Raw genomic sequence first — 14,657 nt, 5'->3', positions numbered from 1 at the left:
ATCCATCAAGGATATCTCCTATGAAAAAGATGCTATTTTTCCTATTTATTATCGTTTCTGCTTTTTTTTTCATTAAACGTCAGAGTCCAGAGAAACAAATTCAAGTGCTTCACTTAAATATGAAAGCAGATCCAAAAACAATGGATCCTCGTAAGGGAGGAGACTGGTATTCTTCGCAAATGCACTCTCTATTTTTTGAAGGACTTGTAAAACTCTACCCAAACCAATGTTTTAAACTAGCTCAAGCCGAATCATACGATATATCAGAAGACCATCTCATCTACACTTTTCATTTAAGAGATACGGTTTGGTCTAATAACACGCCCGTCACGGCTTATGATTTTGAGCAATCTTGGAAAGATATTTTACATCCTAATTTTCCCTCGATGAACGCTCAGCTATTTTACCCGATAAAAAATGCAGATTTAGCAAAAAAAGGGCTTATTTCTCTTGATGAGGTAGGAATTAAAGCAATAGACGCAAAAACCCTTGTGCTTACTTTAGAAAAGCCCACTCCTTATTTGATTAATTTGCTTTCCTTTTGCGTTTTTTCCCCTGTCAATATCAAAAATGATAGGGAAAATCCTAATTGGGCTCATCATGCAGGCCCTAACTTTTTATGCAATGGTCCTTTTGTATTAGAAAGATGGGAACATGCAGATGAAATTATTGCTGTCTCTAATCCTCATTATAGAAAGACAGAAGATGTACACCCAGAAAAAATTATTTTTCATACGGTTGAAAACGACACAACCACTTTACAAATGTTTGAAAAGGGTTTAGTGGACATCATTGGAGATTCTCTAACCTCTATTCCTTTAGAGGCCATTCCCGATTTAGAGAAAAAATGGAAAGTTTCTAGAGAATCAACTCCTACTACTATGATCATTGCTTTTAATACGGATAAAGCTCCTTTTCATCATCCTAAAATCCGCAAAGCTTTTAGCTTAAGTCTTAATCGTCAGGAACTAGTCGATAATATCGTCTATCAAGCAAGTTCTATTGCAACAAATATGATCCCTCCTTGTTTAAAAGAAAATCGCTGTAGCTCTTTTTTTAAAGACAATGATGTAGCCCAGGCTAAGGTTTTACTAGAAGAAGCAATAGCAGAACTAGGTATTACTAAAGATGTCTTTGATTCAGTTACCTTATATTATCCGTCTTTTTCTTCTGTAACAAGCAAGGTCATACAAGCCATCCAACAACAATGGTTAGATGCTTTAGGCATTTTTATCAAAATAGAATCTTTGGACTATAGAATTATTGTAGATAAGTTAACAAGTGGGGATTATTTCATGTGCTATACTCTTTGGAGCGCGATGTATTACGATCCCATGAGTATTCTTGAGAGATTCAAATATAGAACTTACGCGAAGAATTTTACAAATTGGGAAAATGCAGAATACATTCAACTACTCGATCGCTCCTTTTACGAGCAAGGTGAAATACGTTTTCGTACTCTAGAAAAAGCAGAAGAGCTTTTCTTAAAAGACATGCCTCTTATTCCTTTATACCATGTGGACTTTGTTTACATCATAAATCCACGCTTGAATATACCGTTATGGGGAGATCGATTATTACTACCGCTACCTTCTAAGGATTAAAAAAGTAGAAAGAATGAATATGCTTATATATCCAGACTCTGATTCTATAAAAAAACATAGCAATTTAAGCGATTATATAAAAATTGTAATTGCTCCCAATGAAAAAGATGCAGAAAACTTTGACCTGTTTTCCAAACTTATCAGCAAATCTTTGGAAAAGGCTTTACCTGATGAATTTATGAAAGATTTTCTGAAAAATCCCTCTCAAGAAAAAATGCATTCTATGGTTTTAGAGCTTAGGAAAAAACAACCTCTTATCTCCTGGGATGATCCTCATAAAGCTCCTTGCTTCATTAGAATGAGTCTAATCTGTGCTTCTGAGTTTACCACAGGTATAGGAAGATATTTCTGCGATATTTTAAGCCGATGGTTAATCCCTGGAAAGCTTTTAAACATCTCTTGTTCTTGTGGCGCAAATATTGTTTTTCATTGCTCTCCTAAACAAATCTTTTATTTTCATCAAATTTATATAGATATAGTAGATAGCAATGATCTTATGCTTTTAAAAGGCAATATATCCAGCCTGCAAAAAGAAATTTATTTAAATATTTTAGCAGTGAGATATGCTCGTCGAGTGATTTCGATTAAAAATCTATCTGCTGAGCAAAAACGCTTTATGATTAAAGAAAATATCGCTTCTTCTTTGAACCGCTCTGCTAAAGAGCTCGATAGTAGTATGTTTAATTTGATGCATAATTTGTTTTTACAACTTAACGTTGAAAAAAAGATTTCTCGCATACAACTTAAATTTGCTCCTTTTTTAAAACAGAAAGTAAAAATTTTTGATCGAGATATCTTTGAAGAGATTAGATATTATTCTTTTTTATTTGGCAGTCGATTTACCGCGGCCAGAGAATTACGTCATCTTGTTCGTTTAGTTTCTTTTCAGTATTTATTTAGAAAAAATTTACTTTATCAACTTGCTAAAAATCCTGAAAAAAGACACTTAAACTTAAAAATTTTTCGCGCTTATCTCTCTTCTAATTCTACTCAAGAGCATAAGCCTGTCCTAGGTATTATTGGTGGTATAAATGTATTAAAAGAAAGCGAACTATTTGAAGAGCGTCATATATTAGAAGCTATTCGTCATTGTTTACCTAATGCCTCTAAAGTAGAAAATTCTTTTATTCTTGATCGTAGAACCTATGATCCTATTCGTCTTTTCTATCTAGAAATTGAGAAAAAAGACAACACTCCATTTACGATTGATGAAATTAAAGAGTTACGTAAAAGTTTGAACCGAGAATTAAAAGAAAATATAGAAAGTATTATTCATCCTGTTTTAATGCCTCGTAATGAAGAAGAAATCATGCGAAGCATTGTATTGCTCAGCCGCCAACTAAAATATGTTAATGATCTACCTCAGGTCACTATCTCTTTTAGTACCCAAACAAAACATCAGCTCATATTTACCATTATTTTGCTAAGAGTTCTTAATGATTCTTCTCCAGATATTGTCCAGTTATTTAGTAAAGCAAACACCCTCCTTAAAATTGAGCGTTTAGAAGTTAAATCTGCGGGATTACTTAGAAAGAAATACCAAAAGGAAGCAAATATCTTCCATATAGCTCTTAGTAAAGCTCCATTCCTACGTAGGTTTTCTATTGATCTGTTTAAAGCCCGTCAATTTCTTTCTTCTGAGCTCAATCGTATCTTTAAGGGGGGCATTCGCGACTTCAATGGAGGCATTCTTTCTAAACAACAAGAGGTTTTCCACGAGCTTTGTAGTTCTTTTAAAGAGCTTTCTTCTCATGAAAGTTTTTTATTAGAAAATTTCTTCTATTCACTTACTCCTCCCTTAAGCCAAACTTTAATCATGCCTTCTATATTAAAGATGCTTTTTAACATGATGCTTAAAGCAATCAATGCAGACTATACTCACACCTCTATTTTTTATAAGACTCAAGTCAAAGATGAATTCTTTCTAATTATGATTGCTTCCCCTTTTATAGCAATCAAAGAAAAAATAGTAGACCTTGTCAATAAACTCTGCATTCCTCCTTCTGATCTATGCCATACTCAAGTAAGTATCTACGATACTCATTGTATCGGTTATATTTATCGCAGAAACGATCAAACTTCTTATCAAAAGCTCTGCTCTACTTTTGATGAATTTTTGCAACAAGATCTTAGTTGGTTACTCTCCCAGGAAAAATTAAGCCTAAACTAATAATTTTTTAGTTTAGGTTAAATTTGACTTGCATGGAAATAGTATAAAAATCATATTTTATATTTCTTTATAAGGTGTGTTCATGATATTTAGTAATAGGCAAGATGCAGGAAATCAATTAGCAAAGCATCTAGTAAGTTATAAAAATAACTCAAATGCCTTTGTATTAGGACTATCCTGTGGAGGAATGCCTATTGCTTTTGAAATTGCTCAATTATTACATCTTCCCTTTCATATTCTTCTCGTTCGTAAAATTAGATCTCCTCAAAATCCTAATCTATCCTTAGGAGCTATCGCAGAACAAAACATAGAATTATTACATGCAGATTTGATAGGTATTCTCGATATTCCTAATGATTACGTGAAAAAAGAGCTTGAAAATCAAAAAACCCATTTAGCAAAGCAAGCTAAATCTTATCATATCTCTGAGCGTTTACTCTACCAAAAACAGATCATTTTAGTCGATGATGGCATGGCTACAGGATCTAGTATGCAAGTAGCTATACAAGCTTTGGGAAAATTACAAGTAGCCAGTATTCACCTAGCTGTTCCTGTTGCTAGCCGTTCATCCCTTGCAAAAATTTCAAACGAACAAACCACATGTTTATTCTCCCCTTCCTTTTTTGAGAAAATCTCTGATTCTTATCATGTCTTTGATCCTGTTAACGATCTAGAAGTAACACATTTGCTAAACCATTCTTCTTGTGATCTTGCTACTGTCTAAGCAGAATATTGTTTGTCCTAATAAACTCATGGTTTGGATCTAGAAAACTATTTAACTTCTTCTCATAATGGATGAAAATCATCCAACTAGTTACATCATTTTCTAAAATTTGATATATCATTAACAAACGGGCAGACAAGGAGAAATAGATGCGTCTTTTATTTAGTTTATTTAGCCTAGGAGTGCTTGGCTATGGTCTATGGTGGGCTTCTTATAACAAACCTGATTGGAAAAACAAAGTAGAAGATGTACTAAACATAGGACATTTTCATACATTAGAGATTCGCTATACAGCAGAACAAATTATGGAATCTCAGCAAAAGATTTTGCTTAAAGATGCTAAATACCAATATCTTGAACCTTCTCTGAAATTCTATCCTTACTTACTTTTAGAAGTTAAATATAGCGCATCTGATGCGAAAACAAAAGAAGGAATCATCTTATGGGATTTAACCGATGGAGAAATGGTAGTTAATGCTAAGGATTGGGATAAAACACATGGGTTCGCTGATTGCATTAATGCAAATGTAGATCGTCGTGAGTTCAAAATCATCAATGCAATTGCTCAAAAAGGAGGAGTGATCAATCGAGAGGATTTACGTAAAAATATTCATGTGGAAACAGAGGTAATCGATGCACTTATTGAAACTTGTCGTCGCAAAAAATTGATTGTACAACATGGTGGGCGTTATCGATTGCATTTAGAAAATCCTAAATTAAAAATCACTCCCTCTACTCTCATTGAAGAGCGCTTAGTCACTCAACCCTATCGTCAAGCCCTTTGTGTTTCTAGGCGTTATTCTCTTTCACAGATTGAAAGAATTACTAGCTCAGCTTTTGGTGAAGACTTTGCTATTCGAAAAACCGCTTCTGTCTACCTTCCGGTTCATTGTATTGTTGTACAAAATCCCGATGGTTCCTTACACACAAGCCATTGGAATGCCCTCAATGGAAAATTGTTAGAATCAAATGGGATAGATTGAGAGTTGCTTGTAAATCTATTTGCATATAAACTAGCTGCATCTCTTAAGGAAAGGTGGCCGAGTGGCCGATGGCGCGTCCCTGCTAAGGACGTGTACCTCCGGGTACCGTGGGTTCGAATCCCACCCTTTCCGCATCTTGTGATGCTTATATTTTTAAACACATCTCTTTTCTTATATTGTTAAATACAAGATACTGCAGCTTGAGGTTTCTTATGTCAAAGTCATTGCCCAAAATAAAATCAGCCCCTCACTCTAAAGAATCAGAAATGATGGTGCTAGGCTCTATGTTAACCAACATTAATAGTCTTAATATAGCAGCTGATGGCCTTGATGAAGCAGATTTTTATTTCACAGAACACAAAATTATCTTTCAAGTCTTAAAAACCGCATACCGTAATGATAAACCAGCTGATATTCACTTAATTGCAGAAGAGCTCAAAAGACAGAAAAAACTCTCTTCTGTAGGTGGAATTGCCCATTTAACAGTGTTAGCTCAATACGCTGGTAGCTCTGCTTACATTGAAGAATATGTAGATCTTGTTCGAAGCAAATCCACCTTAAGAAGAATGGTCGTAGCTGCACAAGAGGTAGAAAAAGCGGCTTTAAATGAACCCAGCGATGTTAGTGTCTTATTAGACGAGGCTCAGGGTAAATTCTTTTTAATTAGCCAATCAGCTAGCCCAGGGGCTGGAGTTTCTATTAAAGATCTGCTTTCAGGTGTGCGTTCTGAAACACAGATCCCCTATCTAAAAGCATTACAAGAAAAGCAAGAAAGATACCAACAAAAAGGCCCTGAGGATTTAGGAATTACAGGTATCCCTTCTCATTTTACAGATTTAGATAAAATGATTAATGGTTTAACCTCTTCTAATCTGATGATTTTAGCTGCAAGGCCCGCTATGGGAAAAACGGCGCTTGCTTTAAATATAGCAGAAAATGTCGCTTTTAAAACCGGACTACCCGTAGGTGTGTTTTCCTTGGAAATGACCGCTGAACAATTATTGCATCGCATGATTTGTAGCCAATCTGAAGTAGCCTCTGATAAAATTCGCACAGGCTCTTTAAATGGCACAGAATACCAAAGAATTGTGGCCGCTGTAAACTCTATGATGGAAGCTACTGTGATCATAGATGATCAACCCGGATTAAAAATTACAGACTTAAGAGCAAGAGCTCGTCGCATGAAAGAAAGTCATAATATTCAGTTTTTGGTTGTTGATTATTTGCAGCTCATTACTGGGTCTGGTCTTTCTCGCAGTCAAGAAAACCGTCAAAATGAAATCTCTGAAATTTCTCGTATGATGAAAACACTTGCACGAGAGCTTTCCTTACCTATTCTTTGTTTATCTCAACTCTCTCGTAAGGTAGAAGAAAGAACAGGACATAGACCTATGATGAGTGATTTAAGAGAGTCTGGCAGTATTGAACAAGATAGCGACATTGTGATGTTTTTATTACGCCGTGAGTACTATGACCCTTATGACAAACCTGGCCAAGCAGAGCTCATCGTTGCTAAAAATCGGCATGGAGCTATTGGTAATATAAATTTAACTTATCGTAAAGAATTAGCGCAGTTTGTCAATTACTCTCCTTTACGAACCGATTCTGATCTCTCAGATAACGCAGAAGCCTTTGCTGCATTTACTCCTAATTAAAAACATTTTTTTAAATAACTCTTAAAAAGCACTTTACAAAAACTTTAGATCTTTACTTTTTTTCACACTTTGCTGTAAGATGGATCTTTATTTTTTAATTAAAATGGATTAAAAAAACGGGAGAAAATCTCTTTTTATGGCATCTGTAAAGAAAAAGCGCCGCGCAAAAATTGCTAAGCACAAAAGAAAAAAAAGAAGACGTCGCGATCGTCATAAAAAATCTTAAAAGTATCTAAAACTTAAGATACCATCAACTATGTGGAAATATCCTGAAATATTTGATGTAATCGTTATTGGAGCAGGACATGCAGGCTGTGAGGCTGCTCATGCTTCTGCTCGTTTGGGAATAAAGACAGTACTTATTACCATGCAACTCGATACGATTGCCAAAATGAGCTGTAATCCAGCTATTGGAGGTATAGCAAAAGGACACATGGTTCGAGAAATCGATGCAATAGGGGGCATCATGGGGAAGGTAGCTGATCAAACAGCCATCCAACGCCGTATGCTCAATGCATCAAAAGGACCTGCTGTTTGGTCTCCCAGAGCTCAATGCGATAGGTTTGCCTACGCATCTCTTATGAAACACTATCTAGAAAAAACCCCTTTCCTAGAAATTAAACAAGGTAGCATTGAAACACTCATTATTGAAAAAGATCGAATTCTAGGGGTTACCACTATAGAAGGGATTGCTTTTTATGGAAAAACCGTAATTATCTCTTCTGGAACCTTTATGCGAGGATTGATTCATATGGGACATACACAAATCCCAGGGGGAAGAGCTGGCGATAAATCTTCAATGGGTCTTTCTAAAGCATTAGAAGATTCTGGCTTTGTATTAGGACGCCTAAAAACAGGGACTCCTCCTCGTATCAATAAACGCAGTATTGATTTCTCTCAGCTTGAGCCCCAACAAGGTAACAACAATGTATATTTTTCTTATGACCCTCCCAAAACAACGGGACTAACTCAAACTCCTTGCTGGATCACATATACCAACGAAGAAACCAAAAAAATTGTTCGCGATAACCTACATCTATCTCCGATGTATTCTGGGATTATTCAAGGTATTGGACCACGGTATTGCCCATCGATTGAAGATAAAATTGTGCGTTTCCCCGATAAAGAACGCCATCAAATCTTTTTAGAACCAGAAGGGTTAGAAACAGAAGAAATCTATGTAAATGGCATTTCTTCCTCTCTTCCTTTTGATGTACAAATCAAGATGCTACACACCATTACAGGTCTTGAAAAAGCAGAAATCATGCGCCCTGCTTATGCTATTGAATACGATTTTGTAAAAAGTGGTCAATTATACCCCACTTTAGAAACAAAAAAAATCAAAGGTTTGTTTTTCGCTGGCCAGATTAATGGAACAACCGGATATGAAGAAGCTGCAGCACAAGGATTGATTGCAGGGATTAATGCTGCTATGCAAGTGAAAAATCAGTCTGCATTTATTTTAAAAAGATCAGAAGCTTATATTGGAGTTATGATCGACGAGCTGATTTCTCAAGAGCTCGACGAACCCTATCGTATGTTTACCAGTCGAGCAGAGTATCGTCTTTTGCTAAGACAAGATAATGCTGATCTTCGTTTGCGCGAATATGGATATTCTTTGGGTTTGATCAGCCAAAAGCAATATCAGCGTCTCTTAGAAAAAAAAGCAGCTATTGAAAAGCAAATCTCTATTTTATCTCAAAATCATCATACCATCCGAGATAAAAGCAGCAGCCTTGCGCAACTTCTTTGCCGCCCGGAATTTACCTATCAAACCCTCATTCAGCAATTCCCTGCTATCGCAATGGATTTAGGAAAGGAAATAAACACACAAGTCGAGTTACAGATCAAATACGCAGGCTATATTCAAAGACAATCCCTAGAAGCGGAAAAGCTGGAAAAAATCGAACAAATTGCTATTTCCAAAGACTTTAACTTCCTAGATGTAACAGGCCTTAGCAATGAAGCCAGAGAAAAACTACACCGTGTGCATCCTATCACTTTAGGTCAAGCCGCTCGAGTTTCAGGGGTTTCTGCAGCGGATATTTCCGTTCTCTTAGTCTCTCTAAAAGCTAGGCCTTAAACAGTGCCTATTCATCTAATAGAATTAAAAAACACCCCCATTTTCGACCAACTGCTCTTAGAAGAGTCCCTTTTAAGAGACCACACAGAAGATTTTTGCCTGATTAACCATGGCTCTTCTGCTGCTATTGTGCTTGGAATCTCAGGTAAAAAAGAAGAATTGGTCCATATAGAAAAAGCCGCTTCTTACAATATTCCCCTCATTAAAAGATTCAGCGGAGGAGGGACTGTTGTAGTAGATCACAACACTGTATTTGTTACCTTTATCTTTGCCAAAAACACACATTCTTTTCCTGCCTATCCAGAGCCAATCATGCGTTGGAGCGAAGATTTTTATCGTCCTGTTTTTGCCTATGCTGATTTTCGATTAAAAGAAAATGACTATGTCCTAGGTAATAAAAAATTTGGAGGCAACGCACAATATATAAAAAAAGATCGTTGGCTACATCACACCAGTTTTTTATGGGATTACAATCCTAACTATATGGATTGCTTACTATATCCTAAAAAAACTCCTTCCTATCGTGCAGGTAGAAGCCATCATGAGTTTATCTGTAAACTCTCTGACTATTACCCAGATTTACAAACATTAGTTACTGCTATTAAAAAACATTTACAAACCCTTTATCCAATGATTCTTCTCCCAGCAAAGTCTTTCTTTTCTCCAAGTATTTCTAGACGTACAACAAGTTTTCTATAACAAAAAAATAAAACTAGCTTTTTACTATTTTAATTTGATTATTCTTCCCGTAAAGGCTTAAGAAGGGCTATGTCTATATCACAAGTAGAGTCAGGTGTTATAGTGATTTGAATTTAAAATTTCCATTAACTACACACTTGTAAAAAAGATTGATCAATAGCTTCTGCAAGGTTTGAATATCAGGTTAAGGCTTCTTTTACTCTTTTCTTAAAATGTGCCCAAAACTTTTCGATAGGATTCAAATCAGGAGAATAGGGAGGCAAAAATAATACTTCGCATCTAGCTCTTTTAATGATTTCTAAACTCTCTTTGGACTTATGAAAACTCGCATTATCCAAAATAACTACTTGTCCAGGTTTTAGCTCAGGGATGAGTATTTGTTCGAGCCACATGTTAAACAACTGGGTATTACATGTTCCTGTATAACAAAAGGGTGCTAAAATGTTTGATCGATTCTTAGCTGCTATAAAACTTTCTCTGTGATAACGATTTCCTGATACAGCCCCATACGCTTTTTCCCCTCTGGGTGCTCTCGCATTCTTCCTTTGAAGATATTCATTAATCCCACTTTCATCGACATAAACTCGATCTTCTTCAGCAATTTCCTCTACTCTCTTTTGAAACTTCTCTCTTTTCTCATCATCTCTTTCTTGATAGAAGGGCGTCTTTTTTTTAAAGTAATCTTTAGTCTTTTACATGCATAAAAGACCGCAGTTATCGTTACTCCAAAGCATTCGGCTATTTCTTTTAAGTAGCTATCCGGATTCTCTTGAAGGTACGCTTTTAGCTTTTCTCCTTCAATTTTATTAGGACGTCTTTTTCTTGTTTTATTAGGAGCTAAGCGCCTTTGTTCTTTTCTCTTGATCCAATTAAATATGCTGCGCGCCGTCACTCCAAAGATTTGACTTGCTTCTTCTTTTGAATTGCCTTTCTCTATATAGTCTAATGCTTTTTTTCTTAAATCATAGGAATATGCCATGTAAGCATCATACTTCTTTGTCGTGAAAGTTTAAAGTTAAATTGCTATACATACCAACAGTTAGAACAAAATCCTACGACTTTTTGTTTTCGATTAGTTGAACGCTGTTTTTCAGTCAAAGGGATAACACTTCTAGGTACAACAATCGCATTAACAGCAGAAGTTATTTATTTAAGTGTGCATGGATCAGCTGCAGAAAGCGATGAGGATTTTCCCCACGATAGCACCTTTTCTTTCTATTGCAGAGAATCTTGCTCTCTTCTTTATAAGCTTACTCCAAAGTTCATGTACTCATGCAGAAAATACTGCAGCAACACTTCTACGAATGCCTTTCCAGATGCCTATATTTTGGCCTGTAACAAATTAGGAATGAGTGTCCTTGCAAGATGTATACGAAGTTGTAAGTAGCCTTAAAATAATGTAGATGAGCTTGAATTATATCTGAAGAAGAAATAGTAACATTTTTTACAGCTTTTTGATTTTTTAAAAATAAGGCTTTTTTAGACTTCATTCTTTATTACTTCATATCTACAAAAAACTCTATAGCTTACCCTTCATAAGATATGAAGAGTATCTATCCCATTTTTTTTAACAACCATCGAATCTTTCTTTTTTTGCAAAAAAGCATAGTGCCTTTCTTCTTTCATAAGGACTTATTTTCAGTAGCATTTCTCTATGATCTTACATTTTTTTTTAACTTTTATTTGCAAATAAATCTAATTAAAATTTAACATCTCTTTTACCGTTTGAAAGATAAATCTTTATGAAGGGTAAACGAAAATGCGCTTCACAAATGTAAATATGTATCTTTCAAAATTTTAAGCAGAGGTATTAACATGGAAATTCATCAAAGAATAACCAACTTAAGTTCAATAGTAGAAACAGCAAGTGTAAAACCTGTTGCTTTAGATAAAACAACATCTAGAGTAAGCGATTTCTTCTCAGAAAAAAATTCCATAATAGGAAACAGAAGCTCACTTAAAACAAATCAGCCTAATTTTGCTGCTAAGCATTTAATAGGGACAGAAGAATTAGCCCCCTATTTTGCAGGAGCTAATAGACCTCAAGATAATGCTGCTGCTGCTGCAGTAGCTGTTGTAACCGTATTACTCATAACAAAATCTGGAAGAGATCCTGATGATTTTCAGCTTCCCATAGATCCAGAAAACGCTCCAACAGAGAAATTAGACATCGATCAATTATTAGAAATGAGACAAAACATTCTTAATAACTAGGAATCTCAAACGATATCCCCTTAAATAAGGGGATATTTATAAAAAATATCTTATGAAAAGGTTTTAAATGATTTTACTTATCAAAATTGTTTTTTGTCTTATTATTTTATTGAGTTTTTTAAAAGGTGTTAAAAAACTAGGTTTTCTATGGAAACACTTTCCTATGTGCATGCACCTTATTCCTGGATGGAATTTTTTTGCTCCTATTCCAAGCACACTTGATTATCATTTGTTATATCGAGAGATTAACAATCAGGAAGTGGAAGAATGGCAAGATCTACATATCCTGAAAGAAAAACGCTCGATCTATTCTTTTCTATGGAACCCAGAGCATAGATTTACAAAAGCTTTTATAGATCTTGCAATAGACCTTATTAACTTTAGTCGTACTGCACAAGATAAAAGACAAGTGTATATTAGCCTCTCCTATTTACAAATATTACATTACGTAGATTCTCTAAAGCACAAACCATCTTCTGATAAAGTGCAATTCCTCATTCTCACCAATTCTAGGGCACAGGATTATAAAGTTGCTTTTCTATCCGCTGTGCACCCTATAAGCAAAAAAAGGTAATTTATGAACCCTTATTTAGCATTTAAAAACATTGCTTTTACTTATCAAGTTACTTTATGTATTTTATCAATTGGTTTATTCATTGCAGCTTTGGAAGACCTTAAAAGCTGGTCTATTTTCAAACCAGAAGGACTACTTAGTTGGAAAGTATCAAAACTGAGCTTCAAACGGTCTGCAAAAGACTTAAGACAAAGGGTTTTTAATGTACTATTACAAGATAGCGTTTTCAAGTGTTCTATCTATTTAAGAACATTTGCTTGTTTGTTATTATTTATATTCTCTTTGTTAAATATTATATCCCCTACTCTTATCTGCTCTGTCTTTTTTTTGAACTTGTTCATGAATTTTAGAAGCCCTTACGGTTTAGATGGTTCCTATCAAATGACTCTAGTGATTTTATTTGCTCTATCTATAGGGAGCTTATTTGGAATTAACTCTCCTGTTTCCACAATATGTTTATTGTTTATAGCAGGAGAGCTTCTTGCTTCTTATTTCATAGCTGGATTTCACAAACTGATCTCTCCCATGTGGCGTACATCATCTGCTTTACATGGAATTTTTAGCACAAAAAGCTATGGTCATGATTTCTTTTTCCGATTCATTAATCGAATGCAGCTACTAGCTACTTTCTTAAGTTGGTTTGTATTTTTGTTTGAAATACTATTTTTTACAGTACTCTTTTTTCATCCTATGTATACAATCCTATTCTTCACAATCGGATTTCTCTTTCATCTATTCAATGCAATCTTTATGGGTCTGAATAATTTCCTATTTACTTTTTCTGCAACTTATCCCGCTCTTTTTTATTGTGTCAATTACATACATGGAATCTAGTGAACAAGATCATTACGAACAAAAAATCGATGGTTGAATGTTATGGGAACTCCTTTCCCCCTAAACAAAAAATCTCCTGTATGATCTAACACCGCGTGAATATGTAAATGAGGCTCTGATGTACGACCTGAGTTCCCCACTCTACCAATGAATTGACCTTGTTTAACTATATCTCCTTTTTTAACCTGAAGTGATCCTTTCATCAAATGCGCTAAAATAACAATAACTTCACTTTCACTTTTATGAATAGCCAAGTAATTCCCCGCTGGATTTTTTGTATCCATGGTCATAGGCTCAAGATCTTCCAATTGATCTAGAGATTCCACAACAATCCCATCACATGGGCTATAAAGAGCAGAACCAAAAATACAAAAATCCTGCAAACTCTTTGGAGACCATTTATTAGCTCTAAAGCCTAGTGCGTTAATCTGGAGGATGTCCATTGCATATTTTTGAGCAGAAACACCGTAGTGATGATTCACTGCTTCATTTGTGCCAGCATGAACCATGTAGAAATCTCCTTCTTTCAGCGGAAATGATAAGTCAACAGGATTTGAATAGTTAGATCCATTTAAACTTAAAAAAATTCTATAAATAAAAAAACAAATAAAGGAAAAATAAACAAGACTAGACGAAACACTTCTAATAGATAATTTATAAAAAACCTCTTTCTCTATATTAAATGCAGATTTAATAAAAATAACAATAAACAAAAGCACAAAAAGATATCGAAAGAAGTATCCAGAATAAATAGGCCATAGGCCAATTAAAAACAAATCAAAAATGTACAAACCAGCTAAAGTAGCTTGTAGCATCCATTTTCCCAAACTTGTCGTATAGTTGTACCACATTTGAATGAGAAAAAAACAAGGAAACCCCACATATATCAGAAAGATAAGAGCTCTATACAACATCTGATTGCTCCTTCTTAAGTTTTTTCTATAAAATTAGAGCCTATTACCTTTTCTTGTAAGTTATGTTTAGATACTAAAACTTAAAGATCAAAGTCAAAGAAAACATTTTAGGCAAAAAATCCAGTTCACAAGAAGAATGTATATTAAAATTTTTTACATTTTAAATCAAAAAATTTCTTAAAAATCATGTGATAAAAAAAATA

At 34.8% G+C, this 14,657-nt stretch carries 13 protein-coding genes, 1 tRNA gene and 1 pseudogene; 12 read left to right on the top strand and 3 right to left on the bottom strand.

The genetic code is table 11. The features are described from left to right. The first annotated feature begins 20 nt into the window (after positions 1-20). From RHAB15C_RS00560 to RHAB15C_RS00520, 9 genes are all read left to right on the top strand, one after another. Complete coding sequence (locus tag RHAB15C_RS00560) at positions 21-1,604, top strand: peptide ABC transporter substrate-binding protein (protein WP_194845944.1); 1,584 nt, start codon at positions 21-23, stop codon at positions 1,602-1,604. A 19-nt stretch (positions 1,605-1,623) separates the two neighbouring features. Then, entirely contained in the window at positions 1,624-3,774 is a 2,151-nt protein-coding gene (locus RHAB15C_RS00555; protein ID WP_194845945.1) for a hypothetical protein, read from the top strand. A gap of 82 nt (positions 3,775-3,856) precedes the next feature. Beyond that, a complete protein-coding gene (locus RHAB15C_RS00550; protein WP_194845946.1) occupies positions 3,857-4,498 on the top strand; it encodes a phosphoribosyltransferase in 642 nt (213 codons plus the stop codon). 149 nt (positions 4,499-4,647) lie between these two features. Then, on the top strand, positions 4,648-5,481 hold the full coding sequence (locus tag RHAB15C_RS00545; protein ID WP_194845947.1) for a hypothetical protein: 834 nt from the start codon (positions 4,648-4,650) through the stop codon (positions 5,479-5,481). A gap of 47 nt (positions 5,482-5,528) precedes the next feature. Beyond that, positions 5,529-5,613: transfer RNA gene (locus tag RHAB15C_RS00540), tRNA-Ser, on the top strand. Between the two features lie 80 nt (positions 5,614-5,693). Continuing rightward, positions 5,694-7,136, top strand: a complete 1,443-nt coding sequence (gene dnaB / locus RHAB15C_RS00535) for a replicative DNA helicase (RefSeq protein ID WP_194845948.1) — start codon at positions 5,694-5,696, stop codon at positions 7,134-7,136. A gap of 136 nt (positions 7,137-7,272) precedes the next feature. Next, entirely contained in the window at positions 7,273-7,362 is a 90-nt protein-coding gene (locus RHAB15C_RS07385; RefSeq protein ID WP_138107291.1) for an AURKAIP1/COX24 domain-containing protein, read from the top strand. Between the two features lie 30 nt (positions 7,363-7,392). After that, complete coding sequence (gene mnmG, locus RHAB15C_RS00525) at positions 7,393-9,219, top strand: tRNA uridine-5-carboxymethylaminomethyl(34) synthesis enzyme MnmG (protein ID WP_194845949.1); 1,827 nt, start codon at positions 7,393-7,395, stop codon at positions 9,217-9,219. Positions 9,220-9,222: 3 nt separating this feature from the next. Further along, positions 9,223-9,918 (top strand): lipoate--protein ligase family protein, encoded by a 696-nt coding sequence (locus RHAB15C_RS00520; protein ID WP_194845950.1) that lies wholly within the window; start codon positions 9,223-9,225, stop codon positions 9,916-9,918. 179 nt (positions 9,919-10,097) lie between these two features. Here RHAB15C_RS00520 and RHAB15C_RS00515 read toward each other — a convergent pair. Further along, positions 10,098-10,535 (bottom strand): annotated as a pseudogene (locus RHAB15C_RS00515) (IS630 family transposase); the annotation flags it as partial. Then, entirely contained in the window at positions 10,526-10,897 is a 372-nt protein-coding gene (locus RHAB15C_RS00510; protein WP_220716055.1) for an IS630 transposase-related protein, read from the bottom strand. The gene RHAB15C_RS00510 and the pseudogene RHAB15C_RS00515, both read right to left, overlap by 10 nt. An 836-nt stretch (positions 10,898-11,733) precedes the next feature. Between RHAB15C_RS00510 and RHAB15C_RS00505 the strand changes: the two genes are divergently transcribed. The 3 genes from RHAB15C_RS00505 to RHAB15C_RS00495 all read left to right on the top strand — a co-directional run bounded on the left by RHAB15C_RS00505 (position 11,734) and on the right by RHAB15C_RS00495 (position 13,540). Continuing rightward, a complete protein-coding gene (locus RHAB15C_RS00505; protein WP_194845076.1) occupies positions 11,734-12,132 on the top strand; it encodes a hypothetical protein in 399 nt (132 codons plus the stop codon). A gap of 67 nt (positions 12,133-12,199) precedes the next feature. After that, positions 12,200-12,706, top strand: coding sequence for a hypothetical protein (locus tag RHAB15C_RS00500; protein WP_194845075.1), 507 nt, complete (start codon positions 12,200-12,202; stop codon positions 12,704-12,706). 3 nt (positions 12,707-12,709) lie between these two features. Further along, complete coding sequence (locus RHAB15C_RS00495) at positions 12,710-13,540, top strand: HTTM domain-containing protein (protein WP_194845074.1); 831 nt, start codon at positions 12,710-12,712, stop codon at positions 13,538-13,540. On the opposite strand, the gene RHAB15C_RS00490 is transcribed toward RHAB15C_RS00495, so the two are convergent. After that, positions 13,537-14,454, bottom strand: coding sequence for a M23 family metallopeptidase (locus RHAB15C_RS00490; RefSeq protein ID WP_194845073.1), 918 nt, complete (start codon positions 14,452-14,454; stop codon positions 13,537-13,539). The two genes, RHAB15C_RS00495 and RHAB15C_RS00490, sit on opposite strands and share 4 nt — an antisense overlap. Between the last annotated feature and the right edge of the window lie 203 nt (positions 14,455-14,657).

It is taken from the genome of Candidatus Rhabdochlamydia porcellionis (assembly GCF_015356815.2).
GTDB classification, from domain to species: domain Bacteria; phylum Chlamydiota; class Chlamydiia; order Chlamydiales; family Rhabdochlamydiaceae; genus Rhabdochlamydia; species Rhabdochlamydia porcellionis.
The sequence above is the reverse complement of the archived record's forward strand: the minus strand, read 5'-3'. Positions and strand labels throughout refer to the sequence as shown.

Excerpts from the sequence above, each read along its gene's own strand:
- RHAB15C_RS00545 (WP_194845947.1), top strand. The coding sequence starts at position 4,648 with ATGCGTCTTTTATTTAGTTTATTTAGCCTAGGAGTGCTTGGCTATGGT.
- RHAB15C_RS00510 (WP_220716055.1), bottom strand. The coding sequence starts at position 10,897 with ATGGCATATTCCTATGATTTAAGAAAAAAAGCATTAGACTATATAGAG.
- RHAB15C_RS00555 (WP_194845945.1), top strand. The coding sequence starts at position 1,624 with ATGCTTATATATCCAGACTCTGATTCTATAAAAAAACATAGCAATTTA.
- RHAB15C_RS00560 (WP_194845944.1), top strand. The coding sequence starts at position 21 with ATGAAAAAGATGCTATTTTTCCTATTTATTATCGTTTCTGCTTTTTTT.
- RHAB15C_RS00500 (WP_194845075.1), top strand. The coding sequence starts at position 12,200 with ATGATTTTACTTATCAAAATTGTTTTTTGTCTTATTATTTTATTGAGT.
- RHAB15C_RS07385 (WP_138107291.1), top strand. The coding sequence starts at position 7,273 with ATGGCATCTGTAAAGAAAAAGCGCCGCGCAAAAATTGCTAAGCACAAA.
- dnaB (WP_194845948.1), top strand. The coding sequence starts at position 5,694 with ATGTCAAAGTCATTGCCCAAAATAAAATCAGCCCCTCACTCTAAAGAA.
- mnmG (WP_194845949.1), top strand. The coding sequence starts at position 7,393 with ATGTGGAAATATCCTGAAATATTTGATGTAATCGTTATTGGAGCAGGA.
- RHAB15C_RS00505 (WP_194845076.1), top strand. The coding sequence starts at position 11,734 with ATGGAAATTCATCAAAGAATAACCAACTTAAGTTCAATAGTAGAAACA.
- RHAB15C_RS00490 (WP_194845073.1), bottom strand. The coding sequence starts at position 14,454 with ATGTTGTATAGAGCTCTTATCTTTCTGATATATGTGGGGTTTCCTTGT.
- RHAB15C_RS00550 (WP_194845946.1), top strand. The coding sequence starts at position 3,857 with ATGATATTTAGTAATAGGCAAGATGCAGGAAATCAATTAGCAAAGCAT.
- RHAB15C_RS00495 (WP_194845074.1), top strand. The coding sequence starts at position 12,710 with ATGAACCCTTATTTAGCATTTAAAAACATTGCTTTTACTTATCAAGTT.